Annotated in this window: 3 protein-coding genes and 1 pseudogene; 2 read left to right on the plus strand and 2 right to left on the minus strand. The window is 58.2% G+C overall.

Annotated features, from left to right (window positions below; genetic code table 11):
• Positions 1 to 253 precede the first annotated feature (253 nt).
• Both B0G83_RS37640 and B0G83_RS37645 read right to left on the minus strand, forming a co-directional pair.
• Positions 254 to 989: pseudogene (locus B0G83_RS37640) on the minus strand (IS6 family transposase).
• A 125-nt stretch (positions 990 to 1,114) separates the two neighbouring features.
• Positions 1,115 to 4,156 carry a UvrD-helicase domain-containing protein gene (locus B0G83_RS37645; protein WP_258168512.1) on the minus strand — a complete coding sequence of 1,014 codons (3,042 nt, stop codon included), beginning with the start codon at positions 4,154 to 4,156 and terminating at the stop codon, positions 1,115 to 1,117.
• Between the two features lie 99 nt (positions 4,157 to 4,255).
• On the opposite strand from B0G83_RS37645, the gene B0G83_RS37650 reads away from it, so the two are divergent.
• Positions 4,256 to 4,972, plus strand: coding sequence for an IS6 family transposase (locus B0G83_RS37650; protein WP_105512326.1), 717 nt, complete (start codon positions 4,256 to 4,258; stop codon positions 4,970 to 4,972).
• A 44-nt stretch (positions 4,973 to 5,016) separates the two neighbouring features.
• Positions 5,017 to 5,409, plus strand: a complete 393-nt coding sequence (locus B0G83_RS38855) for a hypothetical protein (protein WP_181157189.1) — start codon at positions 5,017 to 5,019, stop codon at positions 5,407 to 5,409.
• Positions 5,410 to 6,283: the final 874 nt, after the last annotated feature.

The raw sequence follows: 6,283 nt of genomic DNA on the forward strand, positions 1-6,283 counted from the left end.
GCTCGATCGGTTCCATCCGCTAGCGGATGGAATGTCGAACCTGTTCGCTTGATGCATACTCGAAATAATTAGGCTAACAAAGCAATTTGGCCATGGACCGGTCGAGATGGAATGGACGCCGCCCTCCCTCCGGAGAAGTGGGAGCGCTTGGGGGTCCCCAGGACCGAACGACATCAATGTGCCGAGGTGGGGTTGCGACGGCGCTGTCACGTTGCTGACTCCATGACGAGATATCGGTCAGGACAGTCGTGTCTCAGAACACGGTGGTCGGAGCTTGGGCAATGCCGGTGAAGAGACGCCATGCTTCAAATCGCGCGGCGAGCTGTTTGCGATAGAGCGAGGCGCTCAGCAGATGACGCTTGAGCGAAGTGTTGGCGGATCGGACCGAAGCACGACAGGAATGACTGCGTGCGTTCGGGCAAGCGAAAACCTCGCATCCGGCGCTCGCATTCACGCGTGGGTTGATGACTGTTTTCAGCGCGGTTGTTCACGCGCGCGCAGGCCTTGACGAAAACGTGCTTCACATTCGCTAGCTCAGGGATCTCCGTTTTCGCGGCCGGGTAGCTGCGCAACTGGTCGGTGACGATTTTCTTCGGCGCCGCAGGACAGGCCGCCAACACCCGTTTGAAGAAGCGTTTGGCAGCGGCGTTGTCGCGGCGCTTCTGAAGCAGGATGTCGAGTTCAATGCCGTGCTCATCGACTGCACGCCACAGCAGCCAGGGCTCGCCGCGCAGCGTCACGAACATTTCGTCGAGATGCCATGTGCTGCCCGGTTTGCGACTGGCAGTCCTGACCTGATGCGCAAAACTGGCGCCGAACTTGTCCGTCCACCACCGGATCGATTCATGGCTGACAACCACGCCGCGCTCGAACAGTAGCTCCTCGATGTCGCGAAGGCTGAGTTGAAAGCGGAAATACCTCCGAACCGCGTGGCTGATGACTGATGCCGGAAATCGATGGCCAGGGTAGAGCGATTTCGTCTTTTTCATCACGTCATCTTAGCTGACCAGCGCACGAACGTGACAACGCCGCTGCACGAGTGAGGCGACAATTGCTTGACGCGCGCCGAAGGGCTTCTTGCTGTAGCGCGCGAAATCTGGCTTGTACCACATCCCTATGCCGTGCTCCGTCGTAGCAAAAGGTAGGAGACTCGCCAATGCCATTCAGAGTCAGCGCAAGTGATGGCCGCTGTCTTCTGGTTAAGCCGTACGATTGTGCCGGTGCGGGTGTGCAGCGCCTTGTCAGTGAAGCTGACTATATCGCCCACCGAAAATCCGGCGTGCGACGCCAGGGGGCGTACCGGCGAGGGAAGCGCCTTTGGCACCTCGCGACCCCCAGATGCGACGATTGGCGGCGACAGTGGAGCGAGATGTGCCTTTTCCATGAGCGCGTTAATGTGGCTCAGGTACCGTGGATCGGCGCTTTCCGCGATCAGTCGCACATTCAGCGCTTCATAGAGGGGGACCCACGACTCACCGGATGCATCCCGGCACCGTACTGCCAACGCCGGGTTGAACTGATACCACCCTTGCGCGAGACGGGTGAAAAGATGGCGGTTGTAGGAATAGTCGCGCGTTATTTCATTACGCGACAACAGCCCGGACAGGTACTCGCGGTGTTTGCGTTCTGGAGCCAGGATGTGGTCCGGCAGATCGCGCCACGCGTCCAGGATCGATGCGGCCTCAAATCCCCCACGTGCACGCCCACCTGGCACTGCAAAACGGGACTTGAAGAGCGCCCAGAGTGTCTGCACCAGCAGGTATTCGGACAGGTGCCGATCGATGCGAACCAGGCGTTCACCGCTCATCAGGTCAATGGATGGCGGTGCAATCCGCTCATACAGCGCTGCAAACGGCCCGCGCGCGAACCGGGCATCGCGAAACGCCTCGAGCAATGCCCAGTGCAGCGCGTTACGTCCGAGGTGATCGGTCGCTTCGGGGTTCGCGCCGCGCTCAAGCAGGCTCTCAACGAGCGCCACGTTACCGGCGGCGGCCGCCGCCATCAGCGGGGTCTGGTTCATCGGGGTGCGATGGTCCACGCCATAGCGGTCGCAGTGCTGCAGGACCTCCCTGGAGCACGCGGAAAAATACGCCGACAGATGTTTGCGCCCAAGCGTAGCGCGCTGCTGTTCAAGATGTCGTGCGGCGTCGAAACGCACCCGCGTCGCCAGCCATCTAACCAGAATCGGCTCATCGTAGCTGCACGCATATTCGAGCAGCTGCTGCCTGGATCTGCTGCCCGACGCGGGCTGGCGAAACACCCGATCCATCGTGTCACGCAACCACGCCTCATCAAATACGCGCCAAGGGACCGCTGGTTGCTGGCAAACCAGTTCGCGAATTGCTTCAGCCTGTTCATGCTTGCCCTGCAGCTCCAGCCTGCGCGCTTCCTTTAGCCAGTCTTCGCGGGTCGAGGTCTGCGTCTTCGCATCAATGCCCTCAACACGTTGCTGCAGTCCCAGCAACTGCAGCAGCGGATGCCCGAGGTCCGACTCGATCAGATATACATGGGTTGTCGCGCGGGTGAGCGCCACGTAGAGCGCGTTGACATAGAACTTGTAGACCTCCAGCGACCGGTCGGTCTTATCCCGGGCGCGACGGTTCTCCAGGTTGTCATCCATCAGATCGTTCGCGGTGACGCCCTGCGCGATCGCGTCGAACTGCGCGGGATACCCGGAGATGAAACGGTAGAGAATGATGTTTTCATATCCGAGGCCTTTGGCTTCGTGGATCGAGAAAATCAGCGGAGTCTGGAAATGCGTGCGCGCTTGCGCCTTGTCCTCATCGCGCATGACCAGCACCGCGAAGCGCGTCGATTGACGCGTCCTGTCGTTGAGCACTTTCGTGCCGGAATCGCTGCCCGCAATCAGGCTTACGGATCCGGCCTCGTCGCCAACCGGCATGACCAGGAAGTTGCTTTCGCGATCGACGGAGCCAAAGCGGCGCTGCTTGATTTTCAGCAGCGTGTTCGCAATCCGTGTGACCTCGTGGGCGTTGCGAAAACTGGTCTGCAGGATCTTTAACTGCTGCCGCAGGGCGAGCGTTTCATCGCGCCAGAACGGGGTTTTGACCTTGCTCCACGAAAAGAAATTCGGATGCACGATCTGGTTCGCATCCCCGCATAGCATGAACTGATCCGGATTTTTCAGGGTCGCCAGAATCAGCGCGAGTTGCGCGTCGGTCAGATCCTGAACCTCGTCGACGACGACGAAGTCGTAGCATGCGCTCGCCAACGCCCGCCATACGTGGGCAACCAGATTCAGATCATACAGGTTCGCCTCGACGAGCCATGCCTGGTAACGCTCGAACAGGTCGTAGAGACGATTGCGCTCATCGGCCGGGAAGATCGACTGACTTACCCCCAGCTCAAGATACTGCTCCCGCCGGAGTGCCCCGTTAGCGTCGGCGCCGATGACTCCACGGATTTCCTCGAAGCTCTGGTGAGCGTCAAGTCCTCTGAATGGCAATTGCCGCGTGAACCACGAGGCGAACTCACGCCAGCCAACTTCCCGTCCAGGCGGAACGCGCACACTCTCGACAAATTCGCGGTACGACAGGAACGTCGCGTCCTGGCGGGGATGCCCAAAGCCGTGGCTGTAGTACAGGTCGCGAGCGTTCTGGGCCAGATAGGCCGATTGGGTAACGTACAGCACATTCCCATCGACCTGCTTGAGTTTTTCCAGCGCCAGTGCAGTCTTGCCGCTGCCGGCGCTGCCGGATATGATCAGCGGCACAGGTTCGCGATAGATGGCATCCTGCGTATCATCGAACGACAGGATATTGCCCAGCAGATGGATTTCCCGGCACTCTGGGTGTAGGTAGCGCACCGGCGTCGCGCCATCAGACGTAAGCGCATCGACATCGGGAATCCGGTCCTCGTCGATCGCGACGCCCCGCAGGAAGCGGGATTTCTCATAGGCGTGATGTTCAATGACTTCGAGCATCAGCGCGCAAACGTGATCGCCGTGCCGGATCAACGTGAACAGCAGGCGATTCGCATAATCCAATTTTGCGCGATAGAAATGTCCGTGCGTAAGATTGCTCAGCTTTTTGACTTGGGCTTGCCGAAAGTCATCGCGCTCGAGCGCGGCACGTACTTTTTCGTACTGTGCGCTCACTCGTGACGTATCAAGGCCGACATATTCAACGATCTGCATGGCGAGTGATGGAGTCCTTGGTGACAGAAACGGCTCTGGTGCAAATAGCGCGGGGGCGAATCGATTAAGGTGTCAGGCTGAACAAATTGAGAACCGACGATGAGCAAGCTGAAGAGCCTTGACGAACTGGTCGCAGGCTGTCACTTTGACCGCGACGTGATCATTCTGTGTGTTCGCTGGTACCTGCGCTACAAGCCTAGCCTGCGCGAACTGGTCGAGATGATGGCGGAACGGGGTCTGTCGCTGGCGCACACGACGATCCTGCGCCGGGTGCGGCGCTTTGCGCCGGAGTTCGTAAAACGGTCGAACCGCTTTGGCAGGCCCACAGGGCAGTCGCGGCGTGTCGACGAGACTTACCTCAAGCTGCGCGGCAAGTTGGTCTATCTTTATCGAGTGGTGGATCGGGTGGGCCAGACAGTAGACTTCATGCTCAGCGCCAAGCGCGACGTGAAGGCGGCAAAAGCCTTTTTCAGCAAGGCAATCGAACATCAAGGCCAGCGACCGAATACCATCACGCTTGATGGTTGTGCAGCCTCGCACCGCGCCGTGCGCGAGATGAAGGCCGATGGCTTGCTGCCTGATGACACAAACGTCCGATCCTCGAAATATCTCAATAATTTGGTCGAGCAGGACCATGGCAACATCGAGTCCCGGACAAAAGTCATGCTCGGCTTCAAACGTCTCAGGAACGCAGCGATTACTCTCTCAGGTATTGAATTGGTCCATCGTATTCCCAAGGGCCAATTCAGCCTCGCGAATCTTGGCCTCAAAGGTACCGCTGCGCCCGCAGTTTGGGAGGCCGTCCTGTCTTCTTGATGAGGTATCCTTTCTATAGCAAAAACCTCCACCAGACCGTCTATTTGCATCAGAGCCTGCGTGATCGTGCGGTCCTGCTCCAGATACGCGGCGATGTCGGCGGCCGAGAGCGGTTGATCGCTCGGCGCCTTCATGCTGACGGCCTGCACGCCTCGCAGCTCCAGTATTTTCAGTATCTGCTCGCCATAAATTCCGTTGATGCAGACGAGCGGCCAATCAGACGGACAGATGAAGGTAGCCAGCGCAGCCTCCATACCGTAGGAACCGCTGCCCTGGATTGGGACGACCGAATGTGTGTCATTCCCGTCGATCAGCTCGATCATCAGTTTACGCACCGAAGCCGTGATGTTTTTGAAGCTCCGGTCGCGCGAGCCCATATCGAATTGCATCTGTGCCGTCACTTCGTCGCTCAAGGCGAACGGGCCTGGTGTCATTAAGAAATGATGTCGTTCATCCATATAGCACTCCTAATTGAGACGTTTATATGCAGATGCGGTACGAACGCTTTGCCGCGCGGCAAAGTTTTCACAGGAGAATCTTCCTGTCTGTGCAAAATCTGGCGGTGGGCGAGTGCCGAGCTGCTTGCAGTAAGGCTCAGTAGCTCCACAATCTTCGCGGAATCGACGGATGCACGAATCGTTAGTCGATAAGGGATTTTAGAAACCAACCGCTAGATTTTCAACGGAAAGCACGATCATTTCTAGATGCTATGGGAGGGCGGTGGAAGTAAGCCCGCTGGAGTAAAACGGCTTTTCCAGACCCATTTCGGCAAAGGAGCACGCAAAATGGATACGACTGACACGGCCCTCCCATAGCATCTAAGATAAGTAGTGTGCACGATCACTCGTCGCTACAAACGCCGTCATATGCCACCACCAACGTCGAAGGGCCGCGCGTAAGATCTGCTCTGCGAAGCGCCGCCGCAATTACCGAAAATTCTGTAGCGTTCGGTCCCGCCTTCGGGTTTCCGGTGACGGCCAGTTTCCACCCCCATGTGGTAGGTTGGCAGCAACGCTCCGTGACAGCCAATCGCTATTGCTCAATGTACCCAGCGCATAGGTTTTCAGGGGGCAAGAGAAAGAGGTTAATGGGTGTGTGAAGAGAAAAGCCAAGAAATCGAATCTGGCGAGCGCGAACCGATGCCACGCTACAGCGGATCATGGTCCATGATGCGATTATCAGGGCAGTCCACCACGGCACTGTCGCTGTCAATGCAAGCTGCGCGAGCCCCGCTAGAAGCGATAAGGCGAGAAATAGCGAGCCCAGATTCAGTCCGATCACCTCCAGCGTAAGGTAGCGATCGAGACAGGG

The sequence above is a fragment of the Paraburkholderia sp. BL21I4N1 genome (assembly GCF_002973525.1).
Taxonomy (GTDB): Bacteria; Pseudomonadota; Gammaproteobacteria; order Burkholderiales; family Burkholderiaceae; genus Paraburkholderia.